Genomic DNA, 20,176 nt, shown 5'->3' with positions numbered 1-20,176 from the left:
CAGAGCACATGCGCGGTTGACGAGGCTCCGTCGTGTGGTCATGACGCCGCCCCGTCGAGCCGCCCGGCGTCAACGCTCCGGTTGGTGACCATTTCGCCCGCAGCGGCTCGGCTCGCGGGGTCCGGGGGAAGGTCGGCGGTCTCATGATCTCGGGGTTCCCGTTCGCCGAAGGTGTGCAGCAGGAACAGCAGGATCATCAGGGGCATCGCCAAACCGAACAGCCCGGATTTGGTGATCGACTCCGGCTCGAATATCACCTCGGGCAGTGGTAGTCCCGACCCGAGGCCCCGCTGGCCGGAGAAGAACACCACCGCGCAGGCCAACAGGATCGCGTAGCCGAGAAACACCAGGACGCGGCTGGACCGAGGCACCCACCGGCTCGCGTGGTTGGTCATCGATTCACCGGACATGATGACGTCCCAGCTGATCGCCAGCAACACGATCACCGCGGCCCACACGGAGATGCGGTTGGCGGCCAGCGCATGGTTGTACAGCACTTCCACCCCTCGCAGCGCCAGCAGCCCGCCGGCCAGGCCGGGGAGAGTTGTCGGCAACCGCCGGGCCCACCGCCGGGTACTTCTCCGCGCGATGGCCAGCAACACCAGACCGGCAACAGCGACCGCGGCGAGCACTCCCGGCTGGCCCGGCGTCGGCCAGGCCGTCGCCGGTCCCAGCAGCACTCGACCGATCGAGTCGGCGTCGTAGCACAGGTCGAGAACCGCCACAAAGCAGAACAACATCAGCCCGGCACGGGTGCGGCCGGTCCAGCCGCGGGTGCGACCCGCCAGCAGCGCCAAACAGATCAGGGCCAGCAACACCGTCAGAGCATCGGCGGTCACGTTGAGACGATCACTGCTCGTCTGCTGCGCCTGGGCCGGTGTCACCTCGTCGGCGGTGCTGGGAATCTGCGCGGACGGCGCGCCTGGTGGCCGGAAGCTGTTCACCATTGCCGCCAGGTACTGCTCCGCGCCTTGCGGGTCCGAGCCCGTGGCGGCGCCGATGAACAGATAGGCCGCCGACCCCTCGGGGTTCCGAGCCAACCATCCGACGCTGAGGGTCCTGGGAGAAGCCGGCGTGAACTCCAGCCGTTGCAGGGTGCCCACGGTCTCGACCGGTCCGAGCGGTGCACCCAGCCCCGCGGTCAGGGCCCGCAGACTCGCCGGCCCTGGAATGGGTCCCCCGATGAGCAGCACGAGAGCGCCGAAGGCGACCGAAGAGTTCGTGTACTGCTCGAACGTGGGTGTTGCATCGACCTGCCAACCCGCCGGCACCAGCAGGGTTAAGCCGGTCGGGCTTGTCCGGGAGACCACATTTGCGGCGGCAGTGAACTCGCCCGCCGTCGAGACCTCCGGCGTCGGCTTTGCGATGATCTGCCCCTGCAGCAGACCTGCGACGTCCGGGACGATCGTGGCGACAATCGCCGCGACCACCAGCACGACGGCGAAGTTCAGCGTCTCCGGCCAGGCCCCGCTGCGCAGCCGGGGCAGCCGCCAGATCGCCAGCAGCACGAGCACCGCGACGGCGAAGATCAGCGCCGACTGGGTGATCCGGGCCAGACGATGCGCGGTCGTCTCGGGATCCATCGTCCAGGCGACGGCCAGCAGGGCGACACACAGGGCCGCGGGGATCACCACCCGACTAACGTTGGCCAGCGACTTCGGCCGGCCGGCCGCGGTGAGCAGTCGCTGACCGGTCAGCTGCCCCCATTCGCCGAAGTCGATGGCCGCGACGAACAGGATGGGCGTGGTCAGCAACGCCAAGCCGCCCATCAACAGCGTCACCGAACCCGGAAAGTTGGTCAGGCCGTTCAGCGTCGGACTGGCCAGCCGCAGGATCAGCAGGTAGCCGCCGAACACCACGCAATACACGACCAGCAGGACCAGCCGCAGCACCCGATCCTGCGGTGCGTCGCCATGGCGGTGCCGACGCCACAGGGTGGCACCGATCGCAACCAACCAGATCGCCAGCAACAGGCCGCGGGTGGCCCACGTCGCCCACCTGGGCAAGACAGCCCGCAGGCCGACGCCCAGGACGCCGGTGTAGAACCCCAGCGCCCCGGTCACCACCGCAACGGCCAACAAACCGACCAGCCGGTGCGCCAGCACAACACCGGTGGTCAAATAACCGAAGCCGATCGCCAGCAGGCACAGCGCCGCGATGAACAGCGGGGTGCTCAACGTCGTTTCCACTCCACCGCTGGGCAGCAGAACGACCTTCGAATGACCGACGTCGCGCAGCGCGACCAGCAGCGCCGCACCGACCAGGCTGGCCGCAGCGCCCGCCGTGGCCAGCCGCAACGGCCGGTCCATGGTGCGAACCGACAGCCGACGTTCAGCGAAAGTGGCCCGCAGCCCCGGTACGTCATGCTCGGCCGACTCACCCACGGCCGCCCCGATCGCCGTTACCTCGTGGTCGACCGCACCAGGCGGCGTTTCCTGTTCGGTCACTGCGCCGGCAACGCAGTCACGGCGATGTTGTCGTAGAACAGATCCGTTCCCTTACCGGAGGCCAGCACGCCGTACCCGGGACCCGGGTCCACCGGCCCCGCGGTGTCGGACTTACCGGGATAGTCCACGCTGAGGGTCGGATGACCATTCACCGACAAAGTCAGATGGGCGTTGCCGCCTCCGGTCTGGGCGCAGCTGATCTGCAGGTGGTTCCAGGCCACGCGGCCCACGGGACTGGCATGCACCACACCGGCGGCGAGTTTCTTGGTGGCGAAGACGGCCCCGTTCTGACCGGCGGCGAAGAACACCAGGGTGGCATCGGCCGCGGTCACGATGAACGCGTACGCCCCGTCGCCGCCGCCGGATATTGCCGTGTTCCAACAGGACAAACCGAAGCCGGGGTTCTGTCCGGCGATCCCGGTGGTCCCGACGTCGGCGGCGACGGTCACGCCGTAGTCGGGCGACACATCGACGATGCTGTGCGGAGAACTGATCATCGCGATGCCCGCCGCCCGCTGGTTCAATCGATATGTTCCGCCTTCATAGGCAAGAAAGTTGGCATAGAAATCCGTCGTATTGGCCGTTGCCCAGCCCCCCACGCCCTTGTCGAAGGTGTCGCACCAGTGGGCACCCGACGGGCATCCCTGACGCCCAACGACGGCGGCCGGCACGGACGTGCTACTGGCGGCAACCGCAGACCAAGCCCAGAACTGCTGAATCTGATCCAGCCCGGAGGTGTCCGGGGTGGAGGCTGCCAGATCCGCCGAGATCCCGAACGAGAGGTCGTACAGCAAGCCACCGTGTACCACCGCTATCACCACCACCGCCGACTTGCCGTCGGCGCTCACCGCCGCCAGGTCGAACGCCGCCGCGCCGGCCACCGTCGTCGCCGACGGCCCGGCCTTGATGGTGTAGCCCTCGGTGGTCAAGGTGCTCGCCGTTGCCTCACCGATCGCCGGAGCGGTCGCGGTCGTCGGCTTCGGGTCCCCGATGGTCAGCGTTCCGCCGTCGGCCGCCTGCAATATCAGGCCCGACGCCGTCGACTGCTCGGTCCAGCCCTCGGGGATCCTTGAAGTGAAGCCGTTGCCCTGCAACGATTTCCCCATCAGCCCATTGGTTGGGGACGGAATCGTCGCAGGTCCAGAGGAAACCAGTGGGGAGGAAACCGGCGGCGACGAAACCGGGGCCGACGGCATGGCAGGGCTGGACGACGCTGTCGACAACGGCACGAGCAGCGGATTCGTCGACGGCACGGAGCCGACGGTCGAGCCGGCAACCGGTTGACCCGATGTGCCAGCACACCCTGTCGCGGCCGCCAGCAGAGCAACGAACACGACCGCACGCATCCGCATGCCGCACCGGCATACCCTTAAGTTGGCGCGCATTGGCGTCCTTTCAACGAATTTCGTATGCTCGAATCAGGGCACGATTCCACTGCTGACACCAGGACCGCCCCAGGGTGACACCCCAGGATTTCCCGCAGCACAGCCCTGACGGCAGATCAGCTCAGCGGAGCCGCCGCACCATCAATCGCCGCAAGCACCGCAGTAGACAAAGGGAACTGACGGCATTTTTGCCGATCAGCGGTAGGTGCGTTGTCGACATCCGCACCGCTTCTCACCATCGCCAGTTGCCACCGAGTGGGCCCGAATACACCCGGGCCGGCGGCAGTGGCGGGCGGACCAGGAGATCTTGAAACCTCTTCGGTATCCGGCTCATCATCAACCGTCTCCCCGGATGCGCTCAACTGGCCTGGTCATTGATCATCGCGGCAGCCCGGTGTGTCACAGACCCGCCAGTCGGACCCCTGCGTAGGCGACCCCGGCGATCAGCACCCATGAGGTGAGCGCCAAGGCCAGTGAGCGGCCACCGGTCCGCAGCAGAGTCGGCAGATGGATGCCGGTGCCCAACGCGAACAACGCCGCCACCAGCAGCGTGCCCTGAACGTCTTTGGCTACGGACAGAGTTGCCGGTGACACTGCGTTGAGGCTGGCGATGGCGACGGCCAACAGAAACCCGGCGACGAACAGCGGCACCGGCGGCCGTATCCGAGCCCGTGCGGTGTCGGGGCTGCGGTGCCGCCTGACCAGCGCAACCCCGGCGACCATGGGAGCCAGCAGGATCACTCTGGTCAATTTCACCACCACCGCGGCGGTCAGCGCGCCTGGAACCCGGTCGGCGGTGGCCACCGTCTGTCCGATGTCGTGCACGCTGGCCCCGACCCAGGACCCAAAAGATGCCGCATCCAGGCCCAGGGGCTGCCGCAGTAACGGCAAGGCGACGATCGCCAAACTTCCGCACAGGGTGACCAAAGCGATCGCCGTGCTGGTGTCCTGCTCATCACCATCCGCGACCGGTTCCATCGCCGCGACCGCGGAAGCCCCGCAGATCGAAAATCCTGTCGCGATGAGCAGACTGCGCGCCGGCGGAACACCGAACCACCGGCCCAGCAGCCGGGTTCCGGTGAACGTCAGGCCCACGGTCACCACGACCACCGCCAAGCCCAGGCCGCCCAGGTGCAGCAGCTGCGGCACGGAAAGTTGCAGGCCCAGCAGCACCACCGCGACCCGTAGGAAGTGGCGTGCCGCCAGTTGCGTGCCGAGCCGCAGGAACGGCCGATTCAACCCGACATTGGTGACCAGCGCGCCGAGAAGCACCGCGACCGAGGTCGGATTCAACGCTGGAACGAGCGCTGCGACTGCGTAGGCGCACGCAGTGGCTGCCGCAGTCGCCAGCACACCGGGGACGAAACCCCGTACCGACACCAGGCCTGGTCGTCCGCCCGGTGAGCTCATATCGGCCACTGTGCCCAACCGGATCGAAGGTGCGGTAGCCCCCAAACCCTTGTCGGCGCACAAGGTTTACTTGTGCCTACGCGGTGATGAGCGTCGGAGGTAGATCGAGTGTCGTACGGGCTGGCAGCTTGAGCGGGGCTACGCAGCGGGCGTCGACGGGCGCCGCCGAGGGCGGATGACCCGCAGGTGCAGGACCCGTGCGGTGTCCCGGGCTTCTTGTAGGTCGCGTAGTCGGCCGGCGAGCAGCATGGTCAGGGTGATCAGGCCGACGATGCGAGTCGGGTCGTCCCGGTCGACCACCGGCATACGGTCGACGGCGTGCTCGGCCATGGCCGTGGCGACGGCCCGCAGAGTCTGGTCGGGATGGGTGACAACAGGGTCGGTCAGACCGAGGTCGGCCACGGTCAGGCAGTGGTCGTCCTGGTGCACTGCGGTCTCGAGCTGGCTGCGCGTGACAACAGCGATGAGCCGGTCGGTGTCGCCCACAACCGGGTAGAGCAGTTGGCGGCGCGCATTGACGGTCGCCGGGTCGATGTCGGAGATCGCGGCGAGCGCCTCCTCTGCGGTCAGATGTGCCTCGAACGTGAGGATGTCACGCTCCATGACCTCACCGATGAAGAGGATCTCCAAGGGGTCGACGTCGTACTCACGGGAGAGGTGGTAGCCGCGGCGGGCGATCTTCTCGGTCAGCACCGATCGTTTCAGCACCAGTACGGACACGGCGTAGGCGGTCGTCGCGCCGATGATCAGTGGCAACAACGCGTCGAGACGGTGCGTCAGCTCGATAGCAAAGACCACCCCGGTGAACGGTGACCGCATCACGCCACCGAGGACGCCGGCCAAACCGATCAGCGCCCAGAAGCCGGGGCCCACAGCTGGAAAGACGTGACTTTCCATTGTGCCCAGCGCGCCCCCAATCATGAACATTGGCGCCAGCACACCACCGGACGTGCCCGATCCGAGCGACAGGGACCAGATCAAGGTCTTGATCAGAAGGATGCCGGCGACCAAACCGAGGCCGATGCTGCCGTCCAGTTCGGCGCCGATGATGTTGTACCCGACGCCCAGGGCTTCCGGGACGATCAGCCCGCCGATGCCGATGATCAGCCCACCGATCGCGGGCCACCACATCCAGTGCACCGGCAACCGGCGGAACGCGTCCTCGGCTGCGTACACCAGTACCGTGGCCACCAGCGCCAACAGCCCGGCAGCGATCCCGGATACCACGCACAGCGCGAAGACGCCGTAGGTCAGATGTAGGACACCGACCGCAGGGAACAGCGCTGTCGTCCCGAGCAGCGGCTGGCGGACGATGGCTGCGACACAGACCGCGACCGCCACCGGCACGTAGCTGCGAGGACGCCACTCGAACAGCAATAGTTCAACGGCCAGCATCAGGGCGGCGAACGGTGAATTGAAGGTGGCCGCCATCCCGCCTGCGGCTCCGGCCACCAAGAGTGTCTTGCGCTCGTCGGCGGTCAGTCGCAGGAACTGCGCGAAAAGGGACCCCACTGCACCACCCGTCATGATGATCGGCCCCTCGGCGCCGAACGGACCACCGGTCCCGATAGCGATGGCGGCCGAGACCGGCTTGAGCAGGGCAACCCTGGGTTGGACCTTGCTGCCGCCCAGCAGGATCGCCTCGATGGCCTCTGGCATGCCGTGGCCTCGGATTTTCTCCGAGCCGTATCGTGCCATCAGGCCGATCACCAGACCGCCGGCCACCGGCGCGAGCAACACCACTGCGGGATTGTGATGCCCCGAGCCGGGGGCGACAAGCGCCGTGCCCAGGCGACCGTAGAACACCGCGTTGGTGATGAGACCGATCAGTCGTAGGAGCGCCCACGACACGCCGGCGCTGGCTGCGCCCACCGGCACTGCCAGCGCGGCGATGGCCAGCATCCGCGAGGACACGGTGAAGTCGCCCAGGTGGCTGACATCGCGACCCGGCGCCGGTCCCACGTCGACTCCGCCGGAGGGTATTGGATCCGCCTCGCGTGACCGCAATTTATGTCGTGACACGAGGTGAGAGTGTATCGTGAGACGATGTGAGAAGCTATTCGGGCGGGCACGCCGACGAAGCAGAGGTGAACGATGTCAGGACGCCGTCAGATCGGCGACGCCGACTACACCCGTCTGCTCACCGTCCGCACCGCGCTGCGCCAGTTCGAACGATGGAGCGCCGCGCAGGCAACCGGCCACGGCCTCACCGCCAGCCAGCATCAGCTGATGCTCGCAATCCGTGGGCACCCCGGCGACCACGGGCCCACCATCAGCGAAGCAGCCGAGTACCTGCTGATCCGGCAGCACTCCGCGGTCGAACTTGCCGACCGCTCCGAAGCCGCCGGCTTGATCATCCGCACCAAGGACTCCAACGATCACCGTGCCGTTCGACTGCAACTCTCGGCCCAGGGAGCACGCACCCTGGAGGCACTCACCAGCGCGCATCTGGAGGAGATCGACCGCCTGATCCCTCTATTCGAGTCCATGATCGACACCCTCACGATCCCCTGAAACCAGGCCGTCCGCTCCCAACACCGCCTAGCGGGCCCAAACCCGACCGGCCGATCTACCGGCACCTGTTCGAGGGGCCCTTGGGCCCGGCACCCGGCCGCATTCACTTTGGTTCGACGGACCCAGTGGTCGACGCGCCGTCGCAACAGCAAAGCCGGATGGTTGCCGTTGCCCTGGAGATAGTTCGCGCCGAATGTCCTCGAGTCTCAGACCTCGGCCCGTCGGCACACCCTCCTTAACCCGAGAAGGTCGCCTCCAGGTGACCGATCTTCAGCTGTGGGACAATGAAATATGCTTCGTGTCAACATCTTCGACTGTTAGCGATCGGCTCGGTTTGCAGTTGTCATTCTTATTCAATGAGGTGTGTAATGAACTGCTTTGAATGCTCGGCCAGCGGGTTGTCGGTGCAGGCTGTAGGTACATGCACCAGCTGCGGCGCCGGGGTATGCGCGGATCACCTGCATCTGGATGCCCACGAGTTGGCCCACACCAGCAGCCCAGGTACCTACATCCCCAAGTTCACTCGTGCACTGACCTGCAATGACTGCGAGAAGGTCTTGTCAAACCGGCAAGGATCGTGGCCCATGGCTGCAATGCCGATGTGATGTCACAACTTTCGCAGAATTGATCGGGCGCCGGCCCGCGGAGTCTGATCCCGCTGCCCTGGGGTCTATCCATCCTGTTCGCCTCAAGCGTCCGACACCGCGTACCTCTGCCCGACCGCAGGCTCGGCAGGGCTTCGGATCGACCTCACCCAGACCGCCCGATCAACCGATCCATTCGCCTTTGCAGACCGGGTCATCGTCAATGGCGCATGCCTTCCGCAAGCCATCAGCCGCCCGGCTGCAAGGAGCTACAGAAGAGGGCCGCCCGCACTGCAAGCCATCTCAGGAGGATGCGGACGGCCGGCGCTTGTCCGGGATGGCAGAACTGCTGTCCCGGTAGTTCTCGCCGTACAGGGTGACAGCCCGGGCCGCGACGCCCTAACTCGCCGCCGTGAGGGATCCGGTCGCTGTCCACGGTGCGAGGTAGATCTGCGGGCGCAGCTGGTCCAGTTTCAGGACGGTCTTCATGGTCGCGGCCGGGGCGAACGCTGCCGTACTCGCGGCGGGGATGGCGGGGGTGGCCGCGGCGGCGGCCGGAGCCAGGATGACGGACGCCAGGAGCGCGCCGGTGATAAGGGATGCTGCGGGAAGGACGCCCAGGAGGCGCTGTTTCGTGGTCACCGGCGCGGCTCAGCTGGGCGATTTCTGCTTCCTGCGCGGGCGTCAGGCTGGGCTTGCGGCCGGGCAGCTGGCCCGAGCTGCGAGCGGTTCGCCAGCCCTCGGTGGCGCGCTGGGCGGCCAGGTCGGCGTCGAAGTCGGCGGCCACACTGATCACGCCGATCAGCGGCTGGTCGGATTGGCGCAGGTCGAAGGTGGCCGGACCGACCTGGAGCGTGATGTTCTGTTCGGCGAGCCGAAAGAGCACCTGACCCAATTCGGCCAGACTCCGGGCTAGGCGTGAGAGTTTGGTGACCGCGAGGGTTCCGCCTTCGCCGGCGGCGACGATCGCGGCGTCGAGCGCGTCCGCCGGCAGGTTGAGACCGATCCTCCCGATGTCGAAGAAGCATTGCTGCACGCCGTGGCGAGCCCTGCTGCCGCAGGCCGGGGTGCGGATCAGTGCTGGTGATGGCGCTCACCTGAACTTCCCCAGACCTGCTCACTGAAATTCCCCACCTGCGTGGCTCCCGCAATCGAGGCGGGGCCCTCCCGATGCTGGCGGTCTCTGACCACACACCAGCTACTCGGAAGGGCCCCGCCTCATGCTCACACAGGAGGACGACGTGGACATCCATGCACTACGAAAACGAGGGTGGACGATCTCGGCGATCGCCCGGCATGTCGGCCGGGACCGCAAGACCGTCCGGGCCTATCTGGACGGGAAACGGCAGGTCGGGAAGCGGGCGCCCGCCGCGCAGGACAGCTTCACCCGGTTCGTCGACTACTGCTCGGCCCGGCTGACCGAGGATCCGCATCTGTGGGCCACCGCGTTGTTCGACGAGGTCGTGAAGCTCGGCTACGAGCGGTCCTATCCTTCGTTCACCCGGGCGTTGCGGCTGCGGGGGGTGCGGCCGGCGTGCGAACCGTGCCACCCCACCAAGGGCCGCCCGGCTGCGGTGATAGAGCACCCCGCCGGTGAGGAAACGCAGTGGGACTGGGTGGAACTCCCTGACCCGCCGCCGGGGTGGGACGGCTACGGCAAGAAGGCGTTTCTATTGGTGGGGGCGCTATCTCACTCCTCTAAGTGGCGCGGGGTGCTCTGTGAGTCGATGCAGCAGCCGCAGCTAGCCGAAGCCCAACACCAGGTCGCGATGAAACTCGGTGGCCTCACCAAGGACTGGCGGTTCGATCGGATGGCGACGGTGGTGCAGCCGGGTTCGGGGACGGTGACGGCCACCTACGCCCCGATCGCGAAACACTTCGGGGTGCGGGTGCGGCCGTGTCCACCCCGGCGCGGCAACCGCAAAGGCGTTGTCGAGAAGGCAAACCACACGGTCGCGCAACGGTGGTGGCGGTCGCTTCCCGACGAGGTCACCGCCGCGCAAGCCCAGACGTCGTTGGATCAGTTCTGCGCATCGGTCACCGACCAACGAAAGCGGGTCGATGCCGACGGCAATCATTGCCCGTCGCCGATCTCGCCTCACGGGAACCGCTGCGGCCGGTCCCGGCGACCCCGCCGATCGCGGTGGCGTCAGTGAACCGCAAGGTCTCCGCGCAGGCATTGGTGTCCTTCCGCGGCAACACCTACTCCGTCCCACCCGTGCACGTCGGTCAACAAATGAGTGTGACCCACCGACTTGGCGCGGCCACCATCTCGATCATCACCACCACGGGGGTGACCGTCGCCGTTCACGCCCGCAAACCCGACGGCGCCGGCGTCACCGTCCGCGCCGAAGCGGACGTGACCGCGTTGAACACCGCCGCACTGACAGCGTTCACCACCGCCGCACCGCACCGCTCCAAACGGCGGATCCCACCCGGCCCGGCCGCCCGCGAAGCCGCCGCGCTCTTACGCGGCGAACAGTCGGCCCCGACCAGGCCGACCGGCTCGGTCATCGATCTGACCCAATACGCCGAGGCGGCCGCCCGCCGCCGCACCCTACCCACCGACCCCACACCCGTTGCGAAGGAACAAAAATGACCCCAACCACAAGCGAGGCCAGCCGCTACCAACAGCTCCGAGACCACCTGAACTACCTGCGGCTGCCCGACGCCGCCGCGGCCTTGCCGACCGTCCTGGACCAAGCGAAAACCGAGAAGCTCTCCCCAACGGCCACCCTGGAACGACTATTCCGCATCGAAGTGGACGCCACCGAAGCCCGCCGGTTAACCGGGCGGTTGCGGTTCGCCAACCTGCCCAGCCCCGCCACCCTCGAGGACTTCGACTACGAAGCGCAACCCGGCGTCGACCCCGCTCTGATCCGCGACCTCGCCTCCAACCGCTACCTTCAGACCGCGACGAACATCCTGCTCATCGGCCCGCCCGGCGTCGGCAAGACGATGCTCGCCGTCGGATTGGCCCGCAAAGTCGCCGAAGGCGGCCACCGAACCTACTTCACCAACGCCGCCGACCTGGCCGCCCGCTGCCACCGAGCCGCCATCGAAGGCCGGTGGGCCACCACCATGCGGTTCTACGCGGGTCCGGCGTGCTTGGTGATCGATGAGCTGGGCTACCTGCCACTGCCGGCCGAAGCGGCGTCCGCACTGTTCCAAGTTGTCAATCAGCGGTATCTGAAGTCCTCGATCATCATGACGACCAACCGTCCAGTCACTGAATGGGGTCAGGTGCTCGGCGACAACACCGTTGCTGCAGCACTTTTGGATCGCCTACTACACCGGTCAGTGGTCATCGACATCACCGGAGAGTCCTATCGCCTGCGCGACCACCAAGCCCGCACCGACAACCTCCGCCGCACCGTCCAACCAGCAACCGCTACGCTTGACCGGTCACCAAGTGGCCAATTTCGCTGAGCGAGACTGGGGAATTTCGGTGAGCGCCATCATCGGGGCCCATCGTCTCCATCAGGTGATCATCGGGGTCCATGGCGCCCCGCAGATCGCCCAGACGGTGCAGGCGATCACCGACGCGGTCGTCACGTTCGCCGGGTTCGACGTGGCGGCCTTAAGTGTGCTGGGCTCGGGTGAGGTGCTGGAAATGGTCGCCGTGTCCGGCAGCGAGGAAGCCCGCAGTTTCCTGCTGGGAACGAAGAAGGCCCGCCAACTCTACGAGGATGAGTTCGCTGTCGCTGACGTGTGGGGCAAACTGTTGTTCGTACCGCACGGCAGGGTCAGCGACGCCAGCGGAAGAGGTTGGATCCCGCCGTCGCCCACGGGGCGGACCCGGGGTCGCCGATGGCACCCTCTGGACGCGTTGTACGCACCGCTTCACTCCCCCACCGGAACCCTCGTGGGGGTGTTGTCGGTGGACCTACCGATCAACGGCCGGCGGCCGGGTCGACGACAGCGTGAGTTGCTGGAGATCTTGGCGCTACAGGCCGGAGCGGCCATCGACAACGCCAACATCACCGAACAGCTGCGGGCTTCTGAACGCTTGTTCCGCCGGTCCTTTGACCGCGCCGGCATCGGCATGGCGCTGATCTCCCTAGCCCCGGACAACTACGGCCGGTACCTACGGGTCAACCCGATGTTCTGCCGCATCGTGGGACGGGAGGAGAACGCAATACTCCAGCTCACCAGCGCGCAACTCACCCACCCCGATGACCAAGCAGAAGACGTGCGGCAGCTGCGGGCCCTGCACACCGGGACCGAATCGATGTACCAGCGGGACAAGCGATACATCAAAGGCGACGGCACACCTGTATGGGTCACCATCACCGTCAGCTCCTCCGGCAGCCCCAACCGGACCGCGGACTACGCCATCGGACAGATCGAGGACATCACCCACCGCAGAGAACAACACCAAGCGCTCCAACACCAAGCCCAACACGACCCCTTGACCGGCCTGGCCAACCGCACAGCGTTGATCACCCGGCTCCTTGAAGCGGTAACCACCGCGCAGCACACAGGATCAACCGGAGCTGTACTGTTCATCGACCTAGACGGATTCAAAACCGTCAACGACCGGCACGGACACCCCACCGGAGATCAAGTCCTCACCATCGTCGCCGACCGGATCGCCGCAGCCGTACGACCAGAGGATCTTGTCGCCCGGATCGGCGGCGACGAGTTCGTCGTCGTCGCCGACAACCTGACAACAACCCACACACACCAGCTGACAACAAAAATCATCACCACCATAGGTGCCCTGATCACCCTCCCCGGCGGCACCCGCCTGCAAGTCCAAGCCAGCATCGGCTACACCCCAATCCACCCGGCCGGCCACCAAACACCACAACAACTGATCGCCGAAGCTGAACCACCCCGGCATGTCCGGACACCTACGGGTTTGAGAGCGCAGCGGTTTGCTGGGCTCTGATTTGAGCGTAGTGGGCCTGCTCGAGTTCGACCGGTGGGAGGTCGCCGTTGTGCTCGTACAGGCGGCGGTGGTTGAACCAGTCGACCCATTCCAGGGTGGCGACTTCGACCTGCTCGACGGTCCGCCACGGGCCGCGGGGCTTGATCAGCTCGGTCTTGTAGAGCCCGTTGATCGTCTCGGCCAGAGCATTGTCGAAACTATCCCCGGTGCGACCAACGGAGGCGTCGATGCCGGCGTCGGCCAGCCGCTCGGTGAACGCCACAGACGTATATTGAGATCCGCGGTCGTTGTGGTGAATCAGCCCCGAAAGGTCCTGCACCCCTTCACGTTGCCGGGTCCAGATCGCGTGCTCGATGGCGTCCAGGACGAGTTGCGCGGTCATCGTGGTCGCCGATCGCCACCCCACGATCCGACGGGAGTAGGCATCGATCACGAACGCCACGTACACCCACCCGGACCACGTCGAAACATACGTGAAGTCGGCCACCCATAGGCGATCTGGCGCCTCCGGGTCGAAATGACGATCCACCAGATCACTGGCCCGTTGCGCTTGCGGGTCGGCGATAGTGGTGCGTTTGACCTTGCCCCGACGAGCCCCGACCAGACCGAGCCGGCGCATCAGCCGCTCCACCGTGCACCGGGCCACCGCGGTGCCTTCCCGGTTCAGCGTCAACCACACCTTCCGCGCCCCGTAGACGCCGTAGTTCTCCGCATGCACCGCACTGACCTGCGCGGACAGCGCCTCGTCCCGGACAGCGCGGGCGGAGGGCTGCTGGTGGGTGCGGTCGTAGTAGGTGGACGACGCGATCTTGCAGCCGTGCTCGGTGAGCACCCGGCAGATCGTCCCGACGCCGTATTCCGCCTTGTGCTGATCGATGTAGCTGATGATCACTTCTGTCGGCGGTCGAGCTCCGCCGCGAAAAAAGTTGACGCCGACTTCAATATCTCGTTGGCCCGCTTCAACTCTCGGTTCTCCGCCCGCAACTTCCGCAGCTCCTCCGCCGCCTCGGAGGACACCCCCGGCCGTTTGCCGGCATCGACCTCGGCGCGGCGGACCCAGTTCTGCACCGTCTGCGCAGTCCCGATCCCCAACTTCGCCGCGACCGACTCCACCGCCGCCCACTCCGACCCATGATCGGACCGGATCTCCGCCACCATCCGCACCGCCCGGTCCTTCAACTCGGCCGGGTACCGCTTCGACGTACTCGCCATGACTCCATCTTTCCTAACAAGAGGAGTGTCCGGACATGCCGGGGTGACTCACCACGGCCTTCTGCGGTGGGTTGAGGTAGAGCCCGACGACGTCGCGGACCTTGGCGTCCAGTTCCGGGTCGGTGGAGAACTTGAAGGTTTCCTGACGCCATGGTTGCAGGTTCCATTCCCGCCAGATCCGGGCAACCGAGGCGAAGGAGATCCCCAGCTGCGCGGCCAGCAGTCGCGCTGACCAGTGGGTCACCCCCAACGACGGCGGCGGCGGTTTCAAGGTCGCGACCACGACCGCAGCGTCGTCGATGACCGGCGGCCGCCCCGACCGGTCCAAATCCTGCAACGCTGCGATACCACCGGCGGTGTAACGGTTCCGCCATTCCAGCACCGTCGGTCGGGATACGCCTACCAGCTGGCTGATCGCTACGTTCGGCATTCCTTCCGCGGCCAGCAACACGATCCTGGCCCGCTGCGCCACCCCGGCCCCAACCGTCGTGGCCCGCAGCAGGGCGGTCAGCTTCGGTTCGTCACCAGGACGCAGGACCAGCGGGGCAGCGATCGACATGACCCATTTTCTCAAACACCGACAGTAAAGTCACTTCCGACACGCGACACTAGCTTAGAAGCCCTCCAGAATGTCACCAACGACGCACCGCCGCCCAGCAACGGCAGGGGCAGGTCGGCGGCGTCCATGCCGCTTCAGAACAGTCGAGTTGACCGTGCGACCTCCTCTGCCAAGCTCAGCCGCGGCGGGACACTGGACGCCGCGGCCCAACATCCGACTGCGCTGGCCGCCGCGGGGCGTGATCTATTTGCTGAGGCCGGCGACCAGGTTGATGGTGGTGGCAATGATGACCGCCCCGAACAGGAAGGACAGCAGCATGTGCCGCAGCGCGGTACCGCGGATCGGCTTGGTCTTGAGGTCCGTGTCCGACACCTGGAAGGTCATCCCGATGGTGAACGCCAGGTAGGCGAAGTCGGAGTACTGGGGCGGGTCGTCCTGGTTGAAGTCGATCCCGCCGTCGCTGCCGGTGTAGTACAGCCGCGCATAGCGGGTGGTGAACACGGTGTGCACCGAACTCCACGCTGCGGCGACCGCCAAGATGCTCGCCCCGGCCTGGATCGACTTGTTCCCCGAGCCGCCCGCCAGCAATAGCCCGACCGCGAGGAGGCTGGCCAGCGACGCGCCGATCATCGTCACCTCGGTCAGGCCACGGCCGGGATTCTCGGTGGTGGCATGCCTGGCCGTCGCCGCCGCATCCATCGGCCAGAGGGAGTACCACATCCACACCAGGAACACCGCCGCCGCGGCGATCCAGCCGATCAACACCCCGTATCGCCAGGTCCCCGGGATCGACACACCCACGCCCACAGCGACGCCGATGACCATCGCAGTCAACAGCCGCGTTCGCGCCGACACCCCGTTACCCCGCCCGCGGTGCGGCAGATCCCGCCGACCGTCGCCGGTGATCATCGGCCGGAGGTGATGTCGGTGATGGCGGGTGCGGCTTCACTGCGCTGCCGCTGTTCCTGCGAGGGCGCCGACGTCGGCACGGCAGGAAAGCTCGGCTGGGCTGCTCGGGTCAGCGCTGAGCTGAGCGCGGCCCGGGCCGGCAGCCCGGCCGGGCCGTCCACGCCCGGATAGAGGCGGCACGCCAACGCCGGCCGCTGCCCAGGTTGAGGAAAAGGATCAACCCCGTCGATGAGGATCGTGGGCGAACCGAGAAAACGCAGCTGCTGCGCCTGCTCCGCGGTGCTCACCGTCACGGTAGAGACCGCAGCGCCCACGCGCAGATCGGCAAGCACCTGCTGCAACAGCGCATACGCCGGATCAGTGTGCCGACATCCAGGCACAACCAGCAGTTCAACCTTCATGTTTGACATCGTCCCTACTCACGGTTCACGGGAGCTACTCGGCTCGCCCACTCATGCGGACTTTTCATCGCGGTGACCAGGCCGATTACTCGGCCCGTCGTGTTTGTGTCCGACCGGCTCGTCCGGGGCGCCCTGGTCGACCGGGGTGGTCCCGGTGGTCTTGACGATCATTCATCCGGCGGCCTGGTGGACGCTGACGTTCTGGTCATCATCATCGCCGCCACTGCCGCCGGTGATGCCCGGCAACGTCGGCGATCAGGGCCGTCAGGCCAAGGCCGCGCCGGTAGGGCAGCCAGCGGCGGTCACTCTCGGCGATGGCTGAGCACCCGGGATTGTTTCGCACGAGGGCCTGCGCTGCGGCGGGCTCGTAGGCCACGCGGAGTCAGCCAGTGCGGCTCAGCGGTCGCCATGAGCGGGGCCCCATACGACGAGCGAAAATTGCGGCCGCGCCCGGCCGGGCCGGCCGGGGTCAGCCGCCGACGATGAAGCTGGTGATTGCGGCGGTGGTCATGGGGACCATGGTGGCCCATCCCAGCGTTGTTGCGATCCGTCCGTTGCGGTGGGGGCCCATGATTGTCCTGCTGCTCGAGATGAGCATCACCAGGAGAAGGAAGGGCGCGGCGGCGACACCGTTGATGTAGGCGCTGATGACCAGGAGCTGAACGGGGTCGACGTGGGCCAGGGTGAGAGCGGTGCCCCCCAGAGTTCCGACGGCGACGAGGCCGTAGAACACGGGGGCCTGGCGGACCGAACGAGAGAAACCGAACCGCCGGCCCAACAGTCCTGCCATACCAGCGGCCCCGGCGCCGGCCAGGACTGGAATAGCGAGCATTCCCGAGCCGATGAATCCCAACGCGAACAGGGCTCCGGCCCAGCGGCCGGCCAAAGGTTCCAGCGCCTTCGCTGCGTCGGCCGCGCTGTTCAGGTTCGTGGTGCCGTGGGCGTGCAGCGTGGCCGAGGTCGACACGATGATGGCGAACATGACCAGGTTGTTGAACGCCATCCCGGCGATGACATCCAGCCTGGATGCGCGAAGCTTGCGCCGTGATTTGCTGCTGTCACGTTCGGCCAGCGGAACCGCGCGTCGTCCCTGCTCTGGCTCGTCTCGCATGTCCTCGAGGCGGTGCGCCGATTGCCAGAAGAAAAGGTAGGGGCTGATGGTGGTACCCAGCACGGCCACCAGCAACGTGAGGTAGGTGGGATTGAGCTGCATCTGGGGGACAAAGGTGCCCCGCAGCACTTGCCCGGCCGGTGGATGCACCAAGATGGCGACGACGAAATAGACCAGTAGCGCGGCGCAGAGCACCTTGAACACCAGGGCGATCCGGGCGAACGAACCGAACATCACCAGGGCCGTGGTCGCGACGCCGGCCACAAGGGCCCAGAGCCAGGTGGGACCGGCATGCAGCAAGGTCATTCCGGATCCGACCGCGACCAGGTCGGCGGCGATGTTCAGTGCGTTTGCGGCGAGCAGGCCGATCAGCAAGGCCCCGAAGAAGATCCGCGCCGGTCGACTTCGCCATCGAATGACGACCAGCTCGCCCAGGCTCTTGCCGGTGGCCAGCGCCGTACGATCGCAGATCTCCTGCACGGCCGCCATCAGCGGAAAGGTAACAAGACTGACCCACAGCATGCCGTAACCCTGGGCCGCGCCGGCCTGGCTGTAGGTGGCCACGCCGGAGGGGTCGTCATCGCTCGCCCCGGTCACCAGGCCGGGACCAATGGCGCGCAGGTAATACCGCCAACCGGTCCGGTGCGGACCCTGGGTCAGATCGACCTCACTCCGCAGTTGCGAACCTTCGGCGTCACCCTTCCCAGCGGCCGCAGGCACCAACTCTGCAGAGGAGTCGGCAGCGTCAGGCACAGCGTCTCCTTTCCTGCGACTCCGAAGGTTTCTCGGGGTTCTGGACCACATCGCGGAACCGTACACCGTAGACAGGCCTCAGATGCCGGCGACGGACTGTCAATTTTAAATGGTGGATCTGGTGCGACCGAGAGGTAGCAGATCATCGCTGACACCATTGACGCTGTGACGACTGATGAGGGGGTGGACCAGCCGCAGGCCCCCGGAATCGAGCCCTTCGAGCGTTGCTGTTCAATGTGGCGGCGCATGATGATAGTGGTCGGCTAGGCCAGTGGGAGATAGAGCTTTGCGCCGGCCTCCTTGAATTCGGCCGACTTCATGGCCATTCCCTGGGCGGCGAGATCCTTGAGTTCGTGGGAAATCTTCATGGAGCAGAATTTCGGTCCGCACATGGAGCAGAAGTGTGCAGTCCTGGCGCCGATGGCGGGGAGGGTCTCGTCGTGGTAGGAGCGGGCCTGGTCCGGGTCGATGGCCAGGTTGAACTGGTCCTCCCAGCGGAATTCGAACCGGGCCTTGGACAGCGCGTCGTCCCAGACCTGCGCGCCGGGGTGATTCTTGGCGAGATCACCGGCGTGGGCGGCGATCTTGTAGGCGATCATCCCGGCTTTGACGTCCTCGCGGTTCGGCAGTCCGAGGTGTTCCTTGGGAGTGACGTAGCAGAGCATCGCGGTGCCGTGCATGGCGATCACCGCGGCGCCGATGGCCGAGGTGATGTGGTCGTAAGCCGGGGCGATGTCGGTCGTCAGCGGCCCGAGGGTGTAAAAAGGCGCGTCCGAGCACCACAGTTTTTGTTTGTCGACGTTCTCCTTGATCTTGTGCAAGGGGACGTGGCCCGGGCCCTCGTTCATCACCTGCACGTCGTATTCCCACGCGATCGTGGTCAATTCACCCTGGGTCCTCAGTTCGGCGAACTGCGCTTCGTCGTTGGCGTCGGCGATGCTGCCGGGCCGTAGACCGTCGCCGAGGGAGAACGCGATGTCGAATTGGGCGAAGATTTCACAGAGATCCCGGAAGCGGGTGTAGAGGAAATTTTCCTCGTGCCGGGCCAGTGCCCACGCAGCCATGATCGATCCGCCGCGCGAGACGATCCCGGTGACCCGGTCGACGGCGAGCGGAACGTGTGCCAGCAGTACCGCGGCGTGGACTGTCATGTAGTCCACGCCCTGTTCGGCCTGCTCGATCACGGTGTCTCGGTAGATCTCCCACGTCAGCAATTGCGGGTCGCCGTTGACCTTCTCAAGCGCCTGGTAGAGCGGAACGGTCCCGATCGGGACCGGGGAGTTCCGCACGATCGCCTCGCGGATGCGGTGGATGTGCTTGCCGGTGGACAGGTCCATCACGGTGTCGGCGCCCCACGTGCACGCCCAGCTCATCTTGTCGACCTCTTCGGCGATGCCGGAGGACACCGCTGAGGTACCGATGTTGGCATTGACCTTTACCAGGAACTTCTCGCCGATCAGCATCGGCTCGGATTCCGGATGATTGATGTTGTTGGGCAGAATCGCGCGGCCGGCAGCGATCTCGGCGCGCACCGCCTCCGGGTCCATCTGCTCGCGGATCGCGGCGAACTCCATCTCGGGCGTGATGATGCCGCTGCGGGCATAGTGCAATTGCGTCACGCGCCGGCCGGCCCGCGCCCGCCGGACCATCCGTCCCTCGTTGGCGGGCCCCACCGCCGGGGCGGTGTCGACGTCGCCGCGTTCGGTGATCCAGCCCAGGCGCAGTTCCGGCAGACCCATCGTAAGGTCACCGCCAGGTCCGGAGGTGTCGTACAGCAGGACCGGCGGTTCGCCGCCCGACAGTTCCACCCGGGTGAACGGCACCCTCAGGTCCGGGCGTGAACCCTGTTGATAAACCTTGCTTCTCATCGAATGGGTTGCAGACGCCATCGGATCTTCCCTTCCTGCGCCGGCATTATCCGGATCAGGTTCGGCGGTCGGAGGCTGGAGTGCCTCCCTCTCAGCCCGGACTTACCGGGCTCCCGCGGGTCATTGGTG

Annotated in this window: 14 protein-coding genes, 3 pseudogenes, 1 riboswitch and 1 other annotated feature; of the genes and pseudogenes, 5 read left to right on the top strand and 12 right to left on the bottom strand. The window is 66.4% G+C overall.

Features of this window, described 5'->3' with window-relative positions:
• Positions 1–38: 38 nt before the first annotated feature.
• From BLS97_RS17745 to BLS97_RS17730, 4 genes are all read right to left on the bottom strand, one after another.
• Positions 39–2,447, bottom strand: coding sequence for a hypothetical protein (locus tag BLS97_RS17745; protein WP_090478433.1), 2,409 nt, complete (start codon positions 2,445–2,447; stop codon positions 39–41).
• Complete coding sequence (locus BLS97_RS17740) at positions 2,444–3,832, bottom strand: hypothetical protein (RefSeq protein ID WP_157695502.1); 1,389 nt, start codon at positions 3,830–3,832, stop codon at positions 2,444–2,446. The genes BLS97_RS17745 and BLS97_RS17740 overlap by 4 nt, the downstream gene beginning before the upstream one ends.
• Positions 3,833–4,231: 399 nt before the next feature.
• The gene (locus BLS97_RS17735) at positions 4,232–5,242 is read right to left on the bottom strand and encodes a YeiH family protein (RefSeq protein WP_090478425.1); all 1,011 of its coding nucleotides are present in this window, start codon (positions 5,240–5,242) and stop codon (positions 4,232–4,234) included.
• A 138-nt stretch (positions 5,243–5,380) separates the two neighbouring features.
• On the bottom strand, positions 5,381–7,144 hold the full coding sequence (locus BLS97_RS17730) for a chloride channel protein (protein ID WP_090482540.1): 1,764 nt from the start codon (positions 7,142–7,144) through the stop codon (positions 5,381–5,383).
• A gap of 192 nt (positions 7,145–7,336) precedes the next feature.
• On the opposite strand from BLS97_RS17730, the gene BLS97_RS17725 reads away from it, so the two are divergent.
• Both BLS97_RS17725 and BLS97_RS24580 read left to right on the top strand, forming a co-directional pair.
• Positions 7,337–7,756 carry a MarR family winged helix-turn-helix transcriptional regulator gene (locus BLS97_RS17725; RefSeq protein ID WP_090478420.1) on the top strand — a complete coding sequence of 140 codons (420 nt, stop codon included), beginning with the start codon at positions 7,337–7,339 and terminating at the stop codon, positions 7,754–7,756.
• A 284-nt stretch (positions 7,757–8,040) separates the two neighbouring features.
• Positions 8,041–8,361 carry a DUF2180 family protein gene (locus BLS97_RS24580; protein WP_090478416.1) on the top strand — a complete coding sequence of 107 codons (321 nt, stop codon included), beginning with the start codon at positions 8,041–8,043 and terminating at the stop codon, positions 8,359–8,361.
• A gap of 378 nt (positions 8,362–8,739) precedes the next feature.
• On the opposite strand, the gene BLS97_RS23965 is transcribed toward BLS97_RS24580, so the two are convergent.
• The gene (locus BLS97_RS23965) at positions 8,740–8,982 is read right to left on the bottom strand and encodes a hypothetical protein (protein WP_231988172.1); all 243 of its coding nucleotides are present in this window, start codon (positions 8,980–8,982) and stop codon (positions 8,740–8,742) included.
• A gap of 127 nt (positions 8,983–9,109) precedes the next feature.
• Positions 9,110–9,376 (bottom strand): annotated as a pseudogene (locus BLS97_RS24575) (recombinase family protein); the annotation flags it as partial.
• 184 nt (positions 9,377–9,560) lie between these two features.
• Between BLS97_RS24575 and BLS97_RS17710 the strand changes: the two are divergent.
• From BLS97_RS17710 to BLS97_RS17700, 3 genes and pseudogenes are all read left to right on the top strand, one after another.
• Positions 9,561–10,939 (top strand): annotated as a pseudogene (locus BLS97_RS17710) (Mu transposase domain-containing protein).
• Positions 10,936–11,769 carry an IS21-like element helper ATPase IstB gene (gene istB, locus BLS97_RS17705; RefSeq protein ID WP_090478411.1) on the top strand — a complete coding sequence of 278 codons (834 nt, stop codon included), beginning with the start codon at positions 10,936–10,938 and terminating at the stop codon, positions 11,767–11,769. Before BLS97_RS17710 ends, istB begins: the two are co-directional and overlap by 4 nt.
• Positions 11,770–11,788: 19 nt before the next feature.
• Entirely contained in the window at positions 11,789–13,234 is a 1,446-nt protein-coding gene (locus tag BLS97_RS17700; RefSeq protein WP_090478408.1) for a sensor domain-containing diguanylate cyclase, read from the top strand.
• On the opposite strand, the gene BLS97_RS17695 is transcribed toward BLS97_RS17700, so the two are convergent.
• From BLS97_RS17695 to thiC, 6 genes and pseudogenes are all read right to left on the bottom strand, one after another.
• Positions 13,197–14,446, bottom strand: a protein-coding gene (locus BLS97_RS17695; protein ID WP_231988056.1) for an IS3 family transposase whose coding sequence is annotated in 2 segments (ribosomal slippage) — positions 13,197–14,161 and positions 14,161–14,446 — 1,251 coding nt in all. Because the reading frame shifts where the segments join, the coding sequence is not laid out codon by codon here. The genes BLS97_RS17700 and BLS97_RS17695 overlap by 38 nt on opposite strands.
• Positions 14,034–14,162: a sequence feature (AL1L pseudoknot), on the bottom strand. It overlaps the preceding gene by 129 nt.
• Before the next feature lie 49 nt (positions 14,447–14,495).
• A pseudogene (locus BLS97_RS17690) lies at positions 14,496–15,005 on the bottom strand (helix-turn-helix domain-containing protein); the annotation flags it as partial.
• A 243-nt stretch (positions 15,006–15,248) separates the two neighbouring features.
• Positions 15,249–15,830 (bottom strand): DUF1345 domain-containing protein, encoded by a 582-nt coding sequence (locus BLS97_RS17685; protein WP_407938065.1) that lies wholly within the window; start codon positions 15,828–15,830, stop codon positions 15,249–15,251.
• Positions 15,831–15,910: 80 nt separating this feature from the next.
• Positions 15,911–16,315 (bottom strand): DF family (seleno)protein, encoded by a 405-nt coding sequence (locus BLS97_RS17680; protein WP_197676249.1) that lies wholly within the window; start codon positions 16,313–16,315, stop codon positions 15,911–15,913.
• A gap of 469 nt (positions 16,316–16,784) precedes the next feature.
• On the bottom strand, positions 16,785–18,179 hold the full coding sequence (locus tag BLS97_RS17670; RefSeq protein WP_157695499.1) for an Nramp family divalent metal transporter: 1,395 nt from the start codon (positions 18,177–18,179) through the stop codon (positions 16,785–16,787).
• Between the two features lie 263 nt (positions 18,180–18,442).
• Positions 18,443–20,047, bottom strand: a complete 1,605-nt coding sequence (gene thiC / locus BLS97_RS17665; protein WP_090478388.1) for a phosphomethylpyrimidine synthase ThiC — start codon at positions 20,045–20,047, stop codon at positions 18,443–18,445.
• Between the two features lie 15 nt (positions 20,048–20,062).
• Positions 20,063–20,174, bottom strand: a riboswitch (TPP riboswitch).
• Positions 20,175–20,176 lie beyond the last annotated feature (2 nt).

Source organism: Nakamurella panacisegetis, from assembly GCF_900104535.1.
GTDB lineage: Bacteria > Actinomycetota > Actinomycetes > Mycobacteriales > Nakamurellaceae > Nakamurella > Nakamurella panacisegetis.
This window is presented reverse-complemented; position numbering and strand designations above follow the sequence as displayed.